The sequence below is a fragment of the Weissella kandleri genome (genome assembly GCF_001438705.1).
Lineage (GTDB): Bacteria > Bacillota > Bacilli > Lactobacillales > Lactobacillaceae > Weissella > Weissella kandleri.
In genome coordinates this window covers 46,392-63,903 of record NZ_JQBP01000005.1, presented here as the reverse complement: position 1 = coordinate 63,903, position 17,512 = coordinate 46,392, and the positions used below count along the sequence as shown (strand labels likewise).

At 41.9% G+C, this 17,512-nt stretch carries 17 protein-coding genes; all 17 read right to left on the bottom strand.

The window, feature by feature from the left end; translation table 11 throughout:
- Positions 1-8: 8 nt before the first annotated feature.
- Positions 9-1,124: a DUF4097 family beta strand repeat-containing protein gene (locus IV73_RS05365; RefSeq protein WP_057755950.1), complete on the bottom strand. Its 1,116-nt coding sequence runs from the start codon at positions 1,122-1,124 to the stop codon at positions 9-11.
- Positions 1,117-1,458 carry a PadR family transcriptional regulator gene (locus IV73_RS05360; protein WP_057755948.1) on the bottom strand — a complete coding sequence of 114 codons (342 nt, stop codon included), beginning with the start codon at positions 1,456-1,458 and terminating at the stop codon, positions 1,117-1,119. Before IV73_RS05360 ends, IV73_RS05365 begins: the two co-directional genes overlap by 8 nt.
- A 135-nt stretch (positions 1,459-1,593) precedes the next feature.
- Complete coding sequence (gene smpB, locus IV73_RS05355; protein ID WP_057755947.1) at positions 1,594-2,058, bottom strand: SsrA-binding protein SmpB; 465 nt, start codon at positions 2,056-2,058, stop codon at positions 1,594-1,596.
- A 3-nt stretch (positions 2,059-2,061) separates the two neighbouring features.
- Entirely contained in the window at positions 2,062-4,410 is a 2,349-nt protein-coding gene (rnr, locus tag IV73_RS05350) for a ribonuclease R (protein ID WP_057755943.1), read from the bottom strand.
- An 85-nt stretch (positions 4,411-4,495) separates the two neighbouring features.
- Positions 4,496-4,732 carry a preprotein translocase subunit SecG gene (secG, locus tag IV73_RS05345; protein WP_057755940.1) on the bottom strand — a complete coding sequence of 79 codons (237 nt, stop codon included), beginning with the start codon at positions 4,730-4,732 and terminating at the stop codon, positions 4,496-4,498.
- 115 nt (positions 4,733-4,847) lie between these two features.
- Positions 4,848-6,101, bottom strand: a complete 1,254-nt coding sequence (tyrS, locus tag IV73_RS05340) for a tyrosine--tRNA ligase (RefSeq protein WP_057755936.1) — start codon at positions 6,099-6,101, stop codon at positions 4,848-4,850.
- 332 nt (positions 6,102-6,433) lie between these two features.
- Entirely contained in the window at positions 6,434-8,149 is a 1,716-nt protein-coding gene (locus IV73_RS05335) for a septation ring formation regulator EzrA (protein ID WP_057755932.1), read from the bottom strand.
- A 258-nt stretch (positions 8,150-8,407) separates the two neighbouring features.
- On the bottom strand, positions 8,408-9,316 hold the full coding sequence (locus IV73_RS05330) for a sulfite exporter TauE/SafE family protein (protein WP_057755930.1): 909 nt from the start codon (positions 9,314-9,316) through the stop codon (positions 8,408-8,410).
- 175 nt (positions 9,317-9,491) lie between these two features.
- Positions 9,492-10,166 carry a phosphate signaling complex protein PhoU gene (phoU, locus tag IV73_RS05325; protein ID WP_057755927.1) on the bottom strand — a complete coding sequence of 225 codons (675 nt, stop codon included), beginning with the start codon at positions 10,164-10,166 and terminating at the stop codon, positions 9,492-9,494.
- A 22-nt stretch (positions 10,167-10,188) separates the two neighbouring features.
- Positions 10,189-10,947: a phosphate ABC transporter ATP-binding protein PstB gene (pstB, locus tag IV73_RS05320; protein WP_057755925.1), complete on the bottom strand. Its 759-nt coding sequence runs from the start codon at positions 10,945-10,947 to the stop codon at positions 10,189-10,191.
- A 10-nt stretch (positions 10,948-10,957) separates the two neighbouring features.
- Positions 10,958-11,728, bottom strand: a complete 771-nt coding sequence (gene pstB / locus IV73_RS05315) for a phosphate ABC transporter ATP-binding protein PstB (protein WP_420806363.1) — start codon at positions 11,726-11,728, stop codon at positions 10,958-10,960.
- A 66-nt stretch (positions 11,729-11,794) separates the two neighbouring features.
- Positions 11,795-12,685, bottom strand: coding sequence for a phosphate ABC transporter permease PstA (gene pstA / locus IV73_RS05310; protein ID WP_057755921.1), 891 nt, complete (start codon positions 12,683-12,685; stop codon positions 11,795-11,797).
- A 2-nt stretch (positions 12,686-12,687) separates the two neighbouring features.
- Entirely contained in the window at positions 12,688-13,605 is a 918-nt protein-coding gene (pstC, locus tag IV73_RS05305; RefSeq protein WP_057755919.1) for a phosphate ABC transporter permease subunit PstC, read from the bottom strand.
- 13 nt (positions 13,606-13,618) lie between these two features.
- Positions 13,619-14,491, bottom strand: coding sequence for a phosphate ABC transporter substrate-binding protein PstS family protein (locus tag IV73_RS05300; RefSeq protein WP_057755916.1), 873 nt, complete (start codon positions 14,489-14,491; stop codon positions 13,619-13,621).
- A gap of 241 nt (positions 14,492-14,732) precedes the next feature.
- On the bottom strand, positions 14,733-15,506 hold the full coding sequence (locus IV73_RS05295) for a TIGR01457 family HAD-type hydrolase (RefSeq protein ID WP_057755914.1): 774 nt from the start codon (positions 15,504-15,506) through the stop codon (positions 14,733-14,735).
- Positions 15,506-16,096: a YutD family protein gene (locus IV73_RS05290; protein WP_057755911.1), complete on the bottom strand. Its 591-nt coding sequence runs from the start codon at positions 16,094-16,096 to the stop codon at positions 15,506-15,508. The genes IV73_RS05295 and IV73_RS05290 overlap by 1 nt, the downstream gene beginning before the upstream one ends.
- A gap of 23 nt (positions 16,097-16,119) precedes the next feature.
- Complete coding sequence (locus tag IV73_RS05285) at positions 16,120-17,496, bottom strand: bifunctional metallophosphatase/5'-nucleotidase (RefSeq protein WP_057755909.1); 1,377 nt, start codon at positions 17,494-17,496, stop codon at positions 16,120-16,122.
- Between the last annotated feature and the right edge of the window lie 16 nt (positions 17,497-17,512).

Below are 17,512 nucleotides of genomic sequence, written 5' to 3'. Positions count from 1 at the left end.
TTCCTCCTCTATCTAATTGTAATATTACCAAATGATGTTTGCGCTGTAACCTTAAATTTTGGATCATTCCCGACTTGGGCTGTTAAATTACCAGTACTTGATTGAACTTGATGGGGACGTAACACCCGAATCAGCCCCAAGGTTGAATAGCCTTGAATTGTATAGCTGGCCTGTGAATCAAAGCCGACCCGAATACTACCTAAGGCCGTCGTTAGGTCCAATTGAGCGTCCACCGTTTGCCAATCCAAACTCAAGCTTCCTGCATTAACATCGAAGTGGCCGGAACCAATTAAACGCTGACCCGTTACGACACCAGCCGCAATATTTAAATCAAATTTTGCTTCAACCTGTTCTAAATACAACTCACCTGCTGAAACCGTGCCCTTAACAAGCCTTTGTACCTTAACTTGTTGCAAATGAGCACGTCCAGCTAACAAAGTTAACATCAACTCTGAAGCTTCCAACCGGTTAACATGCAAAGTTCCCGCGGACACGGTGATGTCTAATTGGTTTTGCAATACTAAGTCCGTCATAAACACTTCCCCAGCATTCAACTTAAGGTTTAACACCCCTTTAAAATGCGCAGGCAACTCCACTTTAATCACATTTTTGAAACGGTTGCTCGTTGTGGCTGAAAAGAGGCCTAAGAGTCCGCGCCCAGATAAGCGGGGCATCGTGACCGCGTATTGTTGCGGCGTCTCATTGATCACCACGGCTAATTCAGCATGTTCGTGATTAAAGACCTGTTCGACCTTCACCTGCGAACCAGTTCCCTGCATAATAAAGACCTGTCCTGCATAAACATTAACATCCACATTTTGAATAACATCCGGCATTTGATCACCCTGTGGCGTATCTTCATGACAAGATATTTTCCCATCCATCTGATAAACCTGATTGGTAGTCTCACCCGCAATCATATCAATGACGGCGTCCAAATCTCCTAAATCCGATAAAACATGGTCAATTACTTCGCCTTCGCTCGCGCGGGGATGTGAAACTTGATAGTCCGAATAAGCTTCTCTCGCATCCGCTTCAACTTCATTTTTAAATTCTTCAAGAGCTAAATTATTCACCCGATTGGCAAATATAGCTTCAATTTTTCGCTTTAATTTCTCATTCATTTGCATCCCTCATTAAAATATCCAGCATCTCCCGGGTAAACTGCCAAGCCTGCTGCTCAGCCTTTAAACGTTGTTTGCCCGCACTAGTGAGCATGTAATATTTACGCCGTGCCCCTTGGGTTTCATCGCCATAATAACTTTCGACTAAGCCAGCTTTCCCTAACCGTCTGAAAACAGCGTATAAAGTTGCCTCATTAATTGTATATTGATTATTAGTCATTGCTGCAATATCTTGGGCAATCCGATAACCATACGAGTCACCCTGATTTAGACGATTTAAAACAATCGCGTCAGTGTGCCCACGGATTAAATTTTTTGATAATTCTGCTTCCATTAGATACCTCACTACATCTATTACTATATCACACACTACTATATGTGTCAAAGTAATTTATCGTGTCCCGTTTAAGCGTTAAATTTAACTAAAAAAACCAGCTGTGGTCTTAGTTCACAACTGGTTAATTAATTTTTAACGCTTAAATTTACGTCTTAAATCACGTTCTTGATCACGCTTTTTAATCGTTTCCCGTTTATCATACTGCCGTTTACCAGTCCCAATACCAATTAAAATCTTCGCAAAGCCATGCTTAATGTAGACTTTCAAAGGTACTGCCGTTACTCCCGCATTGGCCGTTGCTTTTTCAATGGCTTGAATTTCACGCTTATGCAATAACAGGCGCCGTGAACGTAATGGTTCATGGTTAAACTGATTTCCTTGCGCAAAGGGCGCAATATTCACATTATCCAACCACGCTTCGCCATTCCGTACTTGCACAAAACCATCCGCAATGGTAATTTGACCAGCGCGAACTGATTTAATTTCTGTCCCTGTTAATTCCATCCCCGCATCAAAGGTTTCACCGATGGCATAGTTATACCGTGCCTTATTATTGGTGGCTAAATAACTAGACGTTGTTTTGTGCTTTTTAGCCATGGTTTAATGCCTACCTTTTCGATTTGCATTTGCCCGTTCATCGGCGGGTTTGCGACGATGATTGGGTGCTCCCAACGGTTTACCAGCATTGTGCCGGCGCGCTTGATTTGGCTTATCTTTGGCACCGTGTTTGTGATCACGTGAATTTTTACCAAAACTACCGCGGTGATCATCAGCCACTTTAATATCAGTCGTTGGTGCCGCTTCCGGATCAACTAACACAAAATCTAAGGCGCTTTGTTCTTTATCGACCCGAATTAATTTCACACGAACTGGTTGCCCAATTTGATAAATATGATGGAAGCGCCGACCAATTAAGGCCATATGCTTCTCTTCATACATATAATAATCATCTGTTAAGTTCGATGTGTGAATCAACCCTTCAACGGTATTGTCTAAGGAAATGAACATACCAAACTTCATGACTCCATTAACAACCGCATCAAATTCTTGACCAACCTTATCTTCCATAAACTCAGTCTTCTTCATCGCATCAGTATCACGTTCGGTATCAATCGCCCGTCGCTCCCGCATTGAAGTGTCTCGCCCAATTTCAGCCAACTGATCGCGATATTTAGCTTGCGCTTCTTCACCAGTTCCAGCTTGTTCGTACCATTTGATTAAACGGTGCACAGTCAAATCAGGATATCGTCGAATAGGCGAAGTAAAGTGTGTATAGTATTCCGCCCCAAGGCCAAAGTGACCTAATGATTCATCAGAATATTCAGCCCGTTGCATCGAGCGCAACATCATCGTTGAGACCATCTGTTCTGAAGGTTGCCCCAAGAATTCATCATGAATGCGTTGGAAATCAATTGGTCGAATCTTATTAGGATCACCTTGCGCTTTACCACCCAAGGCCTTCACAAACTCAAAGAAACGCACCGTTTTATCTAAATCAGGAGTAGTGTGTACACGATATAAGAAAGGAACTTTCAAATGATCAAAGTTTTGTGCGACCGTTTCATTCGCCGCTAACATAAATGATTCAATCATTCGTTCGGACAAACCCCGTTCGCGCAACTTAATGTCGGTGGGCTTTCCATTGGCATCCACAATAATCTGAGCCTCAGGTGCATCAAATTCAATGGCGCCCCGTTCTGTCCGCTTTTTGGCCAAAATAAGGTGTAGTTCCTTCATATCCTCAAACATGGGGACTAAATCAACGTACTCTTCACGTGTTTCAAGATCACCATCTAAAATCGCATTAACAGCTTTATATGTCATCCGCGCATGTGATTTCATGACCGATTGATGCAAACGATAATCAACTAATTCTCCATGGCGATTGAACTCCATTTCAGCCGACATCGCCAAACGTTCCACGCCGGGATTCAAAGAAGCAATCCCGTTGGAAATATTGCGCGGTAACATCGGAATCACACGATCAGTCAAATAAACTGACGTCCCGCGATTATAAGCCTCTAAATCCAACGGTGAACCTTCAGGCACATAATGGGAAACATCGGCAATATGCACTCCCAAATGAAAATTCCCATTTTCTTTTTTCCAAACGACCACAGCATCATCCAAATCCTTTGATTCAATGGAATCAATTGTAACTAATGACTGGTCGGTAATATCTTCTCGGCCTTCCCACTCACTATCTAAAACATGATCAGGAATGGCTTCAGCTTGTTGCATCACTTCATCTGGGAAGACTGCTGGAACCTTATGTTGATGCACAACGGCCATAATATCAACACCGGGTTCATCCTGGTATCCGATGACTTCAGTAATCACACCGGTCAAATGTTTAGGCATCGCTGGCGTTGGATATTGTTGAATCGTCGCCACGACGACTTCACCATCGCTGGCACTAACTCCACCTTCGGCTACTAAGAATTGATAATTCGCATATTTTTTATCAGTTACATTAATTGTCCCGATATAACCAGCATAATCAGAGCCTAATTTAAAAGTTCCAACTTCTTGATCTAATTGATGCTCAATGATTTCCTCAACACGACCTTCTGGACCTTTCCCGGCTGTCGCATCACCTTTGGTTAATAACGTTACTCGAACTTGATCGAGATTTAAAGCCAGGGCAGTATTATCTGGATTGATAAACACGTCGTCATCTAAGCCGTCAATCGCAACAAAGCCAAAGCCTTTCGCATTTGAACGAAAGGTTCCAATGTAGCCTTCTTTTTTAGCATCATATCGAAAACTTCCGTCAATTTCTTGAATTTGACCGGCCCGTTCCAAACTTGCTAAAGCTTGTACCACCTGAGTAAATCCATTTGCATCAGGCAACCGTAGCCCGTCTGTTAGGGTTTGCGCAGAAAAGCTTTGTGTATGATTAGCCTTTAAAAAATTAAATAATTCATCTTGTAATTGTTTCGCGTCCATTTTTTGCTCTCTTTCTCGTCAGGAATTGATATTCCTAAAATAAAACCCTCTCGTAACGTATCACGAGAGGGAAATGCGCTTATTTTTAATGTGCTGATAGGTAAACCAACGCCAGGCCTAAAATAAACCAAACGGCTCCCAAGATCGCTGTAATTCGTTGCATCACTGCTTCAAATCCGCGCGCTTTTTGGGTGGCAAACAAATCACCTCCACCACCAGACAAAGCTGATAAAGCATCTTGTTGCTTTGAAGGTTGCATCAATACGGCAATAATAATCAGCACGCCTACAACAATCATTGCAGTGACTAAAGTACTGTACATTTCTCGGTCCCTCTTTCTGACGTCAACATCTATTCTTGCATTCTAGCATACCTAACCTGATAATTCAAGGAAAGGGTCGCCCATATCGGTTGTTGCCATTATCAAAATTTAGTCCTTATTGCACAATTCCAACAGCCCACTTCTTCTTACCGCGCTTCACAATAACATATTGACCATCGTATTGGGTAGTCGGATCAATAATAGCGTCCTCATCCTTAATCTGCACGCCGTTTACCCGAATGGCGCCGTCTTTAACTGCACGCCGCGCGGCTGTTTTGGAAGTCTCTAATCCTGCTTGAACAATCAAGTCCAACAAACCAAGCGCATCAGCTTGCATGGCAAACGTTGGCACGTTACCTGCTAAGGCAGCGACTTGATTCGTGGTTAATTTTGTGACATCCCCATTACCAAAAAGGATTGACGTCATCAATTCCGCCGTTTGTTCTGCTTGATCACCATGCACAAAGGTCGTTACTTCTTTTGCTAAACGCCTTTGAGCAGAACGACTTGCCGCATCATTTTGCATGCTGTCCATCAAAGCTTGAATTTCATCTTGCGTAAGGAAGGTAAAGTACTTCAGCATTTTTTCAACATCGGCATCCGCGGTATTTAACCAGAATTGATAGAATTCAAATGGGGTGGTCTTTTCAGCATTCAACCAAACCGCCCCGCCTTCAGTCTTACCAAATTTAGTTCCATCAGCTTTCAAAAGCAAAGGTACTGTTAATCCAAAGGCTGGCGCATCATTTCCCTCTACTTTATGAATTAAATCAATTCCGCCCGTAATATTGCCCCACTGATCTGAGCCACCAACTTGCAACCGGACATTCTCATGTTGCCAGAGGTAGTGATAGTCAACCGCTTGTAAAATCTGGTAAGTAAATTCTGTAAATGAAATCCCTGCTTCTAAACGTGAAGCCACAACGTCTTTGGCTAACATGACATTAATTGGGAAAAGCTTTCCATAATCTCGCAAGAAGCTCAACAACGTCATCTGACCTAACCAATTGGCATTATTGGTGACCGTAAAGCCATCTTTCCCAAACAAACGTTCCATTTGTTTTGTAATCTTAGCCACGTTTTGGTCAACTGCCGCTTGGTCTAACAGCTTTCGCTCTTGCTTTTTACCAGAAGGGTCCCCAATCGACCCAGTGGCTCCTCCAATCACAATCACTGGCCGCACACCTGCCAACTGGAACCGCTTTAAAATCATAAAGGGAATCAAGTGCCCGATATGCATAGAATCACCAGTTGGGTCGATCCCAACATAGGCTCCAATTTGTTGTTCAGCAATCATCTTACGCAAGCCATCTACATCAGTCACCTGATTAATAGCATCACGCCATTCTAATTCATTTAATACATCCATCTGCTTACTCCTTTACCTACCTAAAGTGATTATCTGATCATTTCCCGCACATCATGTTCATGAGACTTTTACCAAATAAAAAGGCACCCCAACGATTTAAAATCATTAGGGTGCGGATGCACGGTACCACCTAAATTGCGATAATTACATCACCGCCACTTGGAATCCAATAACGCGGATTAAACGCTTCATCTTAAAACGGGATGTAATTCATCAAACTTATTGGTATGACTTCCAGCGACCGTCATATTTCTGGCTTTTCCAACGAAGTTAACTACTAATTCCCGACTTCTTCATTCTAGCATATAATTGAGCCGGTTCCAACTCTCAATCTAGGAAAATTCCAGATAATCTTGCTGAATTTGTTGTTGCAATCGAGCGGTTGTTCCCGGCTCTAAACGGTCTAATTGTTGCCCCAAAATTTGGACGGCTTGATCAAAATTATAGAATTGATTATATTCTCTTTGGGCTTGTTGCACGGCCTGTCCAATCGCGGCATTATCCCGGTATTGATTAGCTTTACGCACCAAGGATCCCGTTAATTGAGCCGCTTCTAACATTTGCTTCGTCATCTCTTTTAAATTATCCAAATCAGCAGAAACTACACTCATCTGGCGTTGGAATTCATCAACGTTAATTCGTGGAGCATTGATGACATCGCTTAACTTTTCTACTCGACTCACTACTTGATCAAAAAAGTTCAAATAATTTGATGGGACTCCCGGCAAACCTTGCCGTTCAACCCGCCGATGAATCGTACGTAATTCTTCTTGTGCCTGTTCCAAATTTTCTTTTGCTTTGCGCCCAATCTCTGGTAAGATTTTCAAATTGTCAAACAAGTGTAGCTGGTCCGCTTCGATCGTTTTTAATTCATTCTCTATCATTTGCAAATGACCTTGCGTCTTTGAATAAACAATCGTTTGATTAGCAATAGACAATTGAATATCATCCAGCTGCTTTTCAATGGTTAAGAGTTTACGGCCCCAGCCCTGAACAGCTTCGGCATTACTCATATCAAAAATATAATTCTCACTATATTGACTGACCATCGTGCTTAATTCTTGATTTTGCTCTTGAACATGCCCCAAGAACGCTTGTAAGGTTTCTAAACCTTTTTGAACATCTAATGATGCATTATATTCTTGTTCAAAGCTCGCATATATTTGATCAATTTGAGCCTGCATCCCTGTCAATTTACTTTGCACCGTTTTCAAAGTTAATTCGGCCAACGCTGCTTTAGCTGTTTGTCGGTCTGTCTCAATTTGATTCAATTCTTTTTGGATATCTTGATCTTGCAGATTATAACCGTGGATTACCATGTTGTCATACGTATTTTGTAATTCACTTTGTTGAGCCGGAATCTTCTGGTCCAACTTTTGCACTAATTCAGGAATCGCGACCATCCGCTCTTCCAACTGATTAGTTTCCATTGCCAGCGTTTCATAGACCGACGAGGCCGCTGCATGATCACCATCTTCAGTTAACTTCGTAAAGTCGGCAAATTCATCTTCCAAAGCAGCCAACACATCTTCCAACTTATCCAAGGCCTCACCAAAGGTAAAATTCTTAGCCAATAAGGTCTTGCGTAAATCTTTATATTTGCTCTCTAATTCTTTTACAGCCGCTTTATGTTCCGCATCCGTTGTTTCCAATTTCTGCAAACCAGCATTAATGTGCTCAAATTGTTCATCCAAAACGGCCATCTGTTGCTGCAAATGTTTAAATTGCCGCTTGGTTTCCCAAAAATTAATGCCTTTGGTATCAAATAAAACTTTGTCGGTCTGTTCTTTGGCAGCCCCCAAATCAACTTCTTCAAATTGATTAAACTGGGCCTCTAATGTTTTAAAATCAGCTAAAGTTTGCCCCATTAAGCTCATTTTGCGATCTTCAACAATTCGATCTCGTGTCCCAGCATCTTGCCATTCTTGTTGTTGAATCGCCATTTTTGCCACCTGATGTGCAGTCCAACGTTGAAGTATAAAAATTAGCAAATATACGACGGCCACGACCACAATTAGGCCAATTACAATATGTCCAATTTGTGTCATCTGTTTTCACTGAAACGTGCTTTGCCCACGCTCAAACTCCTTATTTATCAAATTATCATATATTAAATGTATCATTTTTACAGGATCCTTCGGTAAATTCACGCAATGCTTATATAGATATGAACTTCCTTTATACAATATTAAGAAACACTTTTGAACTAAAAATCCAGAATGATCGCGTTGATGCTCTCTTTAAGTTTTGTGCCTAATAAAAAACTACAACCGCTCTGCCGAAGTCGTAGTTTCCAAATGCATTCATTATTCACCAATTTCATCCTGCAACGCTGCTGCTGCCTTAGCAACATTCCGTGTTTCTTTAAACAAACCATACGCCGTCCAAAGTGACAAAATCACAATTCCATAGCGCAAGATGGTCATGTCGATATTTTTCACCAAAGTGGCGGCCAAAACAACTCCAACAATTCCACCTAAGATAATGCTTCCTAAGCCGCGCCATTGAAGCCGATGAGTTTTCACAAAACCTAAAGCGGCCGTTGACATCACGGCGGCCGAGTTAACCATCATCACTGGGAAAGCCACCAAGGGACTCATCCCCATCAATGAAAAGAAAATTAATTCGGGTGTATAATTTCCCAAACCTAAAGTCATCAAAATTCCCAAAGTGAAATTAAATAAGGCTCCAACCCATAATTGCCAACCAACCAATGCATGTTTTGCAACGGATGGATCGGGCAAGAAAAAGATATTATAAATCATCACCAACGCTGCTAACACTAACATATAAGCTAAGGCGCGCCGGATTTTTTGAGCGTCCCAATGTGCGGTTAACCGTGGACCAATTAATGCCCCCAAAATTGAGGCAATCGTCATCACAATAAAAGTTGGCCAATCAATTTGTACCGCCGTCAAAAAAAAGATGGCCTCGACCATCGTTGGAATGGCATGCACTGCGTTAATCGTCCCGGGTAAGTCCCGATCGTCATCTAAGTAATTCGTCATTTTAAAGGCTGCCGTGGTGGTCGCAAAACTTCCCACACCAATCGTGTCACCAAAATCGGTTACAAAACCAATCAAGAAACCTTTCCACCCCCCGGTCAGCCAATTTAAATTATTAGCGCGTAAATGTCGGGTATACAACCACCCCATTGCCAACATTCCCATGACTAGTACTAGCTGTAAGCCATGTAAGATCCATTGTTCATTCATCATATTCCTCCGATAATCCTCTTAAAAATTCATTTTTATATCATACCACTTTCGTTTTAAAACGGTTATATTAAAAATAGCTCGCAAAATAAAAAAGCCCAAATAGAAAATTAAGCATTCAAAAAATATACCACTTTCTAAGTGCTTCACTTCCATCTGGTCTAATTTTTTAACTTTAGATAAAGCTTGACGTTCCTGGATTTAATTCGACGATTTTTCCCGTTCGCTTATAAATTACCCATTCAGCAATATCAGTAACATAATCAGAAGTCCGTTTCAAGTAACCACCAATTACCAGATAATCAGTCGCCGCCTCGACGTTTTCAGCGTCCGCCTTCATCGCTTCAATTGAAGCATCCCGAATATTTTGAGTGGCCAAGGCCACTTGATGTGCCGTCTCACTCATTGAGGCTGCTCCTTGCGCGTCATCACTAATATAGTAAGTCAATACGTCAGCGACCATCTTAGAAACGATTTGTCCGGTATTTCCAATCTTTTCCTCAATATCAGCCACCCGCCGATTCCCTTTCACGTGAATCGTGGAAATAGCAATATTACGGGCATTATCTCCGATTCGTTCAATCACAGAAACAGCCTTCAAAATTGTCACAATTTCACGTAAATCGGTTGTCACGGGTTGATATAAAGCAATCATTTCAAAGCTTTTCTTCTCTAAAGCGATCTCGCGTTGGTTAATAGCTTGATCACTGTCAATAATCTCTTGAGCCGTCGCGCGATCATGATCCAAAAAAGCTTGCACTGACCGTTGAATGGTTTCTGAAACTAATAACCCCATCTCTTTAAAAGAAGTATCTAAATCTGCTAATTCTTCATCAAATAAGCGTCGCATTGTCCGTCCTCCATGTCTTTTATTAGCCAAAACGGCCTGAAATATAATCTTGTGTCATTTGCTGATCAGGATTCAAAAACATCTTCTTCGTATCGTTAACTTCAATTAATTTACCTTGATTGAAAAACGCCGTCCGATCCGAAATACGTGACGCTTGTGACATCGAGTGGGTCACAATAATCATCGTATATTGTTCGCGTAATTGAATTAATGTATTTTCCACCAAATTCGCCGAAACGGGATCTAAAGCTGAAGTTGGTTCATCTAATAATAATATTTCTGGTGAAGTTGCCAAAGCGCGCGCAATTGAAATTCGTTGTTGTTGTCCACCCGATAAAGATAGGGCCGACTTGTGCAAATCATCTTTAACTTCATCCCAAATGGCGGCAGCCTTTAACGAACTTTCCACCTTTTCATCTAAAATTGCTTTATCTTTAACCCCATCGGTTCGTAACCCAAAGGCTACATTATCATAAATTGAAAATGGGAACGGCATTGGTTGTTGAAAGACCATGCCAATCTGCTTACGTAATTGAACCGTATCCATATTAGGAGCGTAAATATCCTCACCATTTAACAAGAAGGTTCCCGTCACCGTCACGTAATCCGTTAAATCATGCATACGATTTAAGGCGCGCAAATATGTTGATTTACCTGAACCGGAGGGACCAATTAAAGCCGTAATTCCGTACTTTCGGTAATCCAAATTAATCCCATGTAAGGCCTCTTTTTCCCCATAATATAGCCGCACATTTTCAGTGACCAATATTTTTTCTGCCATTGTCTTGCTCCTAACCGAAATTACCATTGACGTAATCAATCGTGCGCTGTACTTTTGGTCGCGTAAAAATCTTACGTGTCAAATCATATTCTAAAACTTCACCCATGTGGAAGAACGCCGTATAATCCGACACGCGCGCTGCTTGTTGCATATTATGCGTCACAATAATAATTGTGTACTTTTCTTTCAATTCAAGTAAAGTATCTTCAATCTTTGCCGAAGAAATTGGATCTAACGCCGATGCTGGCTCGTCCAATAACAAAATATCAGGATGTAAGGCAATCGCCCGCGCAATCACCAATCTTTGCTGCTGTCCCCCGGATAATGATAACGCTGATTTATGCAACGTATCTTTAACTTCGTCCCATAAAGCCGCTTGCTTCAAACTAGTTTCCACACGTTTGGCCAATTCATCCTTATCGCGAATGCCATGTTGTTTTAAGGCAAAAGTAATATTATCTTCAATTGATTTAGCAAATGGATTAGGGCGTTGAAAAACCATTCCGATATGCCGACGCATTTCATAAACGTCAATATCAGATGAGTTAATATCTAGATTTCGATACATAATTTTACCCTTAACCGTTCCAACATCATCGTTCATCCGATTCAGGGACCGCAAAAAGGTTGATTTTCCTGAACCAGACGCCCCAATCAAAGATGTAATTTTATACCGCTCAAATTTTAAATTCGTTTTTTGGAGCGCTTGTTTTGCTCCGTAATAGACTTCCACGTCTTGAGCTGACAACGCTACTTCATGCTTATCTTCATTAATATCCATGATATAGTGATCCGGCATTTCATCCGTAAACACTAATTGATTTGGCTCAACCATCGAAACCTCTCCTTATTTACTTGACGTTAACTGCCGGTACAACACCTTACTAAAGTAACGTGCGCAGAAATTAAACAATAACACTGCAATCACTAAGACCGCTGATGCTCCGGCTGAAACTGCAGCTGCATCCGGCATAATTCCTTCTGAATTAATTTTCCAAATATGGACAGCGAGCGTCTCAGCCGGCCGCATCACATTCAGAGGGGATGTCGCATTAAACGGATTCCAATCGGCAAAATTCAAAGCTGGTGCCGATTGACCTGCCGTATAAATTAAGGCCGCCGCTTCTCCAAAGACCCGTCCGGCTGACAATACGACCCCCGTCATAATTGATGGTAAGGCCGCTGGCAAAATTACGTGCCCAATCGTTTCAAAACGTGATAAGCCTAGCGCAGAACCAGCTTCTCGTTGCAAGTTTGGAATCGTACGCAATGATTCTTCAACCGAACGCGTTAGCAAAGGCAGGTTGAAAAATGTTAACGCTATCGCTCCAGATAACAACGAAAAGCCCAATTTCAATTGTACGACAAACAATAAGAACCCAAATAATCCCACTACCACAGACGGTAATGAAGACAAAATTTCAATCATCGTCCGGATAACTTCAATAACTTTTGACTTCTGGTTGGCATATTCATTTAAATAAATTCCCGCCCCCAAAGCGATGGGAAAAGAAATTACCATGGTTAAAATTAACAAATAAAATGAATTAAAAAGTTGAATACCGATCCCACCACCTGCTGAAAAAGCTTCAGCAGGCGCTGTTAGGAAATGCCATGATAAGTTTGGAACTCCTTGCACTAAGATATAACCCAACAAGGCAAGTAAAACTAAAATCACAAAGCCGGCAATTGTATATAAAATTCCCGTTGCGATTTTATCAACCTGTTTAGCATTCATAATTACATCGCTCCCTTCTTACCAATAGCGCGAATCACAAGATTGAAGACCAAAGACATCAACAACAAGATCAAAGCTAATGACCATAAGGCATTATTCTCTAATGATCCCATCACGGTGTTTCCAATCCCTTGTGTCAAAATAGACGTTAAAGTTGCGGATGGTGACATTAAATTATGTGGCATCAAGGCTGCATTTCCCACCACCATTTGGACCGCTAACGCTTCCCCAAACGCCCGGGCCATTCCAAAAACAATCGCTGTCAAAATCCCCGGGGTTGCGGCCCGCAAAATCACTTTATAGATCATCTGCCAGCGTGTTGCTCCTAAAGCTAGCGCAGCCTCACGATAACGTTTCGGTACCGCTCGCAAAGTATCAACGGTCATCGATGTCACCGTGGGTAAGATCATCACAAACAAAACCATCGATCCAGCCAGCACCCCAAATCCTGAGCCACCAAATAAATGCCGCATCGCTGGAACAACCACCGTCAATCCAACGAATCCGTAAACCACCGAAGGAATTCCGACCAATAATTCTGTCACCGGCTGTAAGATTTTAGCTCCCCGCTTCGGTGAAATTTCAGTCATAAAGACAGCCGTTCCCACCGCAAAGGGGGTCGCAATTAAGGCTGATAGAAAGGTTACTAAGAAAGAACCCACAATCATCGGTGCTGCTCCCACCAAGGGCTTTCCGTGAGCATCAACTTGTCCAGGGGCCCATTTCGTCCCCGTTAAAAAGCTCCATAAGCTCACGTGATTTTTAAAGAATGTCGCTAATCCTTTAGAGGCGACAAACCAAAAGATTGATATTACGACCGCTAAAATTAAAATTAATGCTAATAATGAAACACTTCGTCCAAAACGATCCTTTTTGGTCGCTTTACTTGTTTTTGTCAACGCTTCTTGTATTTCGTCCATTTCATTTTCCTCTTTATTTAACTGGCGTCGTCCGTCCGTCAACATCACGTTGGACTTGCATATCATGTGGTGAAATATAACCAAGTTGAGGCACTAGCTTTCTTTGCACCTCATCTGAATCCAGATAGCGCAAGAATTTTTGCAAAACCGAGCTCTCAGTCCCCTTCGTATAAATATGTTCATACGCCCAAATTGGGTAAGATCCATTCATCACATTTTGATCGGTTGCTTGCACGCCGTTTACTTTTGGCACTAAGACCTGTTTATCATCCAAATAAGAAAAGGCAACGTACGAAATCGCCCCTGGTGTAGAAGATACAATGGAACGCGCGGTTCCTGATGAATCTTGCTCTTGGCCTTCCGCTGAAAAATGACCATCTAAGCCATATTTTTCAAAAGTAGCTCGTGTTCCTGAACCATTCACGCGATTAACCAAAACAATCGCTTGGTTGGCTCCCCCAACTTGCTGCCAATTCGTAATTTTTTTCGTGAAAATATCGACTAATTGTTGCGTTGTCAGGTTTTTCACCCCAACGTTAGGATTCAAAATAGGCGCAATCCCAATTACCGCCACCTTATGGTCAGTTAATTTTTGTGCTTGAATCCCCTTTTTTTCTTCAGCAAACATGTCTGCCATTCCCATATCCACAGCCCCTGATTGAACTTGAGCAAGACCGGTTCCTGAGCCACCACCTTGCACATTTACATAAGCTCCGGGGGTATCACGTTGAAAACTTTCGCCGGCCGCTTCGACCATTGGTTGTAATGCCGTTGATCCCACCGCATTTAAATTGATGGTCTGTTGTTTATCTTTGGTCAAATAAGCGCCGGTTAAAGCCACCGCTCCCAATATAGCAATCAGACTCCATAGCCATTTCTGCTTCATCCTTTTTCTCCTTAAATGCATCATTTGCTATGTTCATTATCCTATGTTTTCCGTCCACATACTATAACAGACTTGTAAAGAAATTTGTAATATAACCAAAACGCTCCACCCAGCGTTATTAAAATAATTCACCCAACAAAAAAGGAACCAACATCTCTGCTGATTCCATGGATTATTCTTAATGTTTAAACTTGCTGAACTGCTAAATCATTAAGTTAATATCAAAGCTTTCATACCAAGACTAGACTTCCCACTCATCCAATGAATTAATCGTATAAGTTGGTTGGATGGTTTCTTGTTGAACCTGTTGTGGGGTTGAGACACCTGTATACACCAAAAGTGTATCCATCTTCACACCGATTCCAGCCTTAATATCAGTTTGGTAGTTATCTCCCACCATTAAAACCTGATCTGACGTCAAGTCAGCGCGTTGCAACGCACCTTCCATAATCGTTGGGTAAGGTTTTCCAACTACGTGTGGCATTTTTTGAACCGCGGTTTGAACCGCGGCTACCACTGCACCTGCCCCGGGGATAAAACCTTTTTCACTAGGTAAATTCGTATCTATATTTGTGACCACAAACTCAGCCCCATGCTGAATTGCTAAAGTCGCGTTCATGAGGTCATCATATTGAACCTGCCGGTCTAAGCCAACCACCACCACATCGGCATCACCTTGCGTCACAATCTGAAACCCGAGTTTTTGTAACGCAGCGTCTAACCCCTGTTCTCCAACCGTCAAAATTTTTTGTGCCGATGGCAAAGCGCGTTTAATATAATCAGCAGTCGCCATTGCTGAAGTATAAACTTGGCTAACATCTACATGAATATCGTGCCCTTCAGCTAAATTTTTCACGACATCCTCAGGGGTCTTCGTTGAATTATTCGTCACAAACATAAATTTCTGACCAGTCGCTTGAAGGCGTTCAATAAACCGCTTCCCACTTGGAAAACTTTTTGTTCCTTGATAAATTGTTCCATCTAAATCAATAAAATATTCTTGATACTTTGTCATTATTTATCTCCATCTACTTTACGTTCATGAATTTCAAAGCGTTTTTGACTACGCTTGCCTTTCGTCACCACCTGACTACCAGATCCTTTTTTAATGGGCCGCTTCTTTTTAGGATCTGCCACCTTATGGGCCTTTTCACTAATATGGGCCGCCGTGTTATGCCGATTCCGGTGATGCCGGCGATTTCGACGTTTAGGGATATCTTCTGGTTCTTCAACGACTTCATGGGGTTCTAGGTTTTCTAACACAAAGTACGGTGCACCAAAATTAATATCTTCATATAAATAATCTTGAAGCGCGCCGATTTGTAAACTACGTGGCACCCCATTCGTACCGTCTTGGTAAAATCCACGGAGGCGCAACTGGTCCGCGGCAATATCGCCAACCAAAAAATCATATTTTTCTAAAAATGTACTAAAACGGGCCTTTAATTGATCCGCTTGATACGCATCCCGATAATTGGCCACTAACCGGTACATCCGCTGATTAATCATAATTTCATCTGGTTTCTGACCAGCCTTTAATTGGGTTTGGGCCATTCGTTCAGCTTTTTGCTGGCTCACCAGCTCTTTCATTCTTTCACGATCCATACATGGCTCCTCTTCAAACTAAATTAATTTGGGAAATGATTTCTAATATATTGTGCAAAATCCTCTCGAAAAACGGTATCGTAAAACATTTGGTTATTACCGGCGATTTCTAAAGTAGGAAAAAATGGGAAAAACGAATAATGATCCAAACTTCCAATGGTATATTTCTTAGTTAAGTTGATAGGTTCATTATGCACTAAGACATTGCCATCTGCTGTTAAAGTTAAGCCTGACCAGATAATTTCACCCCATTTTTTACCCCGAAAGCCCATTCCATGGACCGGACCGCCTAATAAGTAATTCCGATTTTTTTGCACTTCTTGCATTAAACGAATGACATCCCGTCCGCTTAACTGCGTTCGCATCGCATGGACGGCATGGGGCAACATCGTATGTAACATTTCTTGGTCAATCTCACCAGCTGGTAAATCTGTTAAAAACATCCCCGTCGACAACATGGCTAAGTCCGTATCGGTTCGTTCCATCAACGTCCCTAAGCCTAGGTCAATTAACCGCCGAGGAGCTTTAACGTCACGTTGATATGGTTGCTCCAAATACCCAACCTTTTGTTTTTTTAAATAATTAATCCCTTGTTGCTGATATTCACTAATTTCAGCCGCATCTTTTGGTAATACGGGCAAAGTATCCGTGGCCACCGTCTCCGCCCAAGATCCTAATATTTTGCCGTGATTCAATTCCAAACCGATTTGCCCAATATATTCGCCATAACGCCCGGCGGCGGCTAACAAAGTCTGATTGCGCCATTCGCCCTTTGGTAAATGATGATGTGTGTGTGCACCCAAAATTAAATTTAAATCCTCAAAATGATCAGCTAAGTAACGATCAGTCGGCAAGCCCAAATGTGATAACAAAATATTGTAATCTGTTTTACCTGCTAACTTACCTAAAATACGGCGCAAGGCTGATTCTGCCGTCTCGGGTGTCCACCCCATCAAAGGATACGTTAATTCAAAAGGTGCCGTTAGACCAATCACACCAATATGATGCCCCTCTGGCGTCGTAATGATTTCATAGGAATGCGCCCATAATGGTATTTCACCAGTTTGCGTATCAGTAATATTTCCTAATAAAACGGGGAAATTCGCATCATCATACAGTCGATTTAAATCTTCATGATTCAGTCCTAATCCTTCATTATTACCAATCGTCACACCATCATACTCAATTTGATTCATTAAAGCGACATTGGCTTGTCCTTGACTGGCTTCCGTCAAAGCGTGTTCACGATCCAAAGCATCCCCAATATCAAACGTTAAAGTCGTCACCCCTTCACGTAACGCGCTTTTGCGTTGGTTAACTAAAAAGCGCCTTATTTTAGGCCAACGCTCCAAATGTGAATGCAAATCATTCGTATGTAATATAACAATTTTTTCACTCATTTTACCCCCCTCTGTT

What these genes read in the sequence shown, in the direction of transcription:
- IV73_RS05365 (WP_057755950.1), bottom strand. Translation starts at nt 1,124, where the DNA reads ATGAATGAGAAATTAAAGCGAAAAATTGAAGCTATATTTGCCAATCGG.
- IV73_RS05360 (WP_057755948.1), bottom strand. Translation starts at nt 1,458, where the DNA reads ATGGAAGCAGAATTATCAAAAAATTTAATCCGTGGGCACACTGACGCG.
- smpB (WP_057755947.1), bottom strand. Translation starts at nt 2,058, where the DNA reads ATGGCTAAAAAGCACAAAACAACGTCTAGTTATTTAGCCACCAATAAT.
- rnr (WP_057755943.1), bottom strand. Translation starts at nt 4,410, where the DNA reads ATGGACGCGAAACAATTACAAGATGAATTATTTAATTTTTTAAAGGCT.
- secG (WP_057755940.1), bottom strand. Translation starts at nt 4,732, where the DNA reads ATGTACAGTACTTTAGTCACTGCAATGATTGTTGTAGGCGTGCTGATT.
- tyrS (WP_057755936.1), bottom strand. Translation starts at nt 6,101, where the DNA reads ATGGATGTATTAAATGAATTAGAATGGCGTGATGCTATTAATCAGGTG.
- IV73_RS05335 (WP_057755932.1), bottom strand. Translation starts at nt 8,149, where the DNA reads ATGACACAAATTGGACATATTGTAATTGGCCTAATTGTGGTCGTGGCC.
- IV73_RS05330 (WP_057755930.1), bottom strand. Translation starts at nt 9,316, where the DNA reads ATGAATGAACAATGGATCTTACATGGCTTACAGCTAGTACTAGTCATG.
- phoU (WP_057755927.1), bottom strand. Translation starts at nt 10,166, where the DNA reads ATGCGACGCTTATTTGATGAAGAATTAGCAGATTTAGATACTTCTTTT.
- pstB (WP_057755925.1), bottom strand. Translation starts at nt 10,947, where the DNA reads ATGGCAGAAAAAATATTGGTCACTGAAAATGTGCGGCTATATTATGGG.
- pstB (WP_420806363.1), bottom strand. Translation starts at nt 11,728, where the DNA reads ATGGATATTAATGAAGATAAGCATGAAGTAGCGTTGTCAGCTCAAGAC.
- pstA (WP_057755921.1), bottom strand. Translation starts at nt 12,685, where the DNA reads ATGAATGCTAAACAGGTTGATAAAATCGCAACGGGAATTTTATATACA.
- pstC (WP_057755919.1), bottom strand. Translation starts at nt 13,605, where the DNA reads ATGGACGAAATACAAGAAGCGTTGACAAAAACAAGTAAAGCGACCAAA.
- IV73_RS05300 (WP_057755916.1), bottom strand. Translation starts at nt 14,491, where the DNA reads ATGAAGCAGAAATGGCTATGGAGTCTGATTGCTATATTGGGAGCGGTG.
- IV73_RS05295 (WP_057755914.1), bottom strand. Translation starts at nt 15,506, where the DNA reads ATGACAAAGTATCAAGAATATTTTATTGATTTAGATGGAACAATTTAT.
- IV73_RS05290 (WP_057755911.1), bottom strand. Translation starts at nt 16,096, where the DNA reads ATGGATCGTGAAAGAATGAAAGAGCTGGTGAGCCAGCAAAAAGCTGAA.
- IV73_RS05285 (WP_057755909.1), bottom strand. Translation starts at nt 17,496, where the DNA reads ATGAGTGAAAAAATTGTTATATTACATACGAATGATTTGCATTCACAT.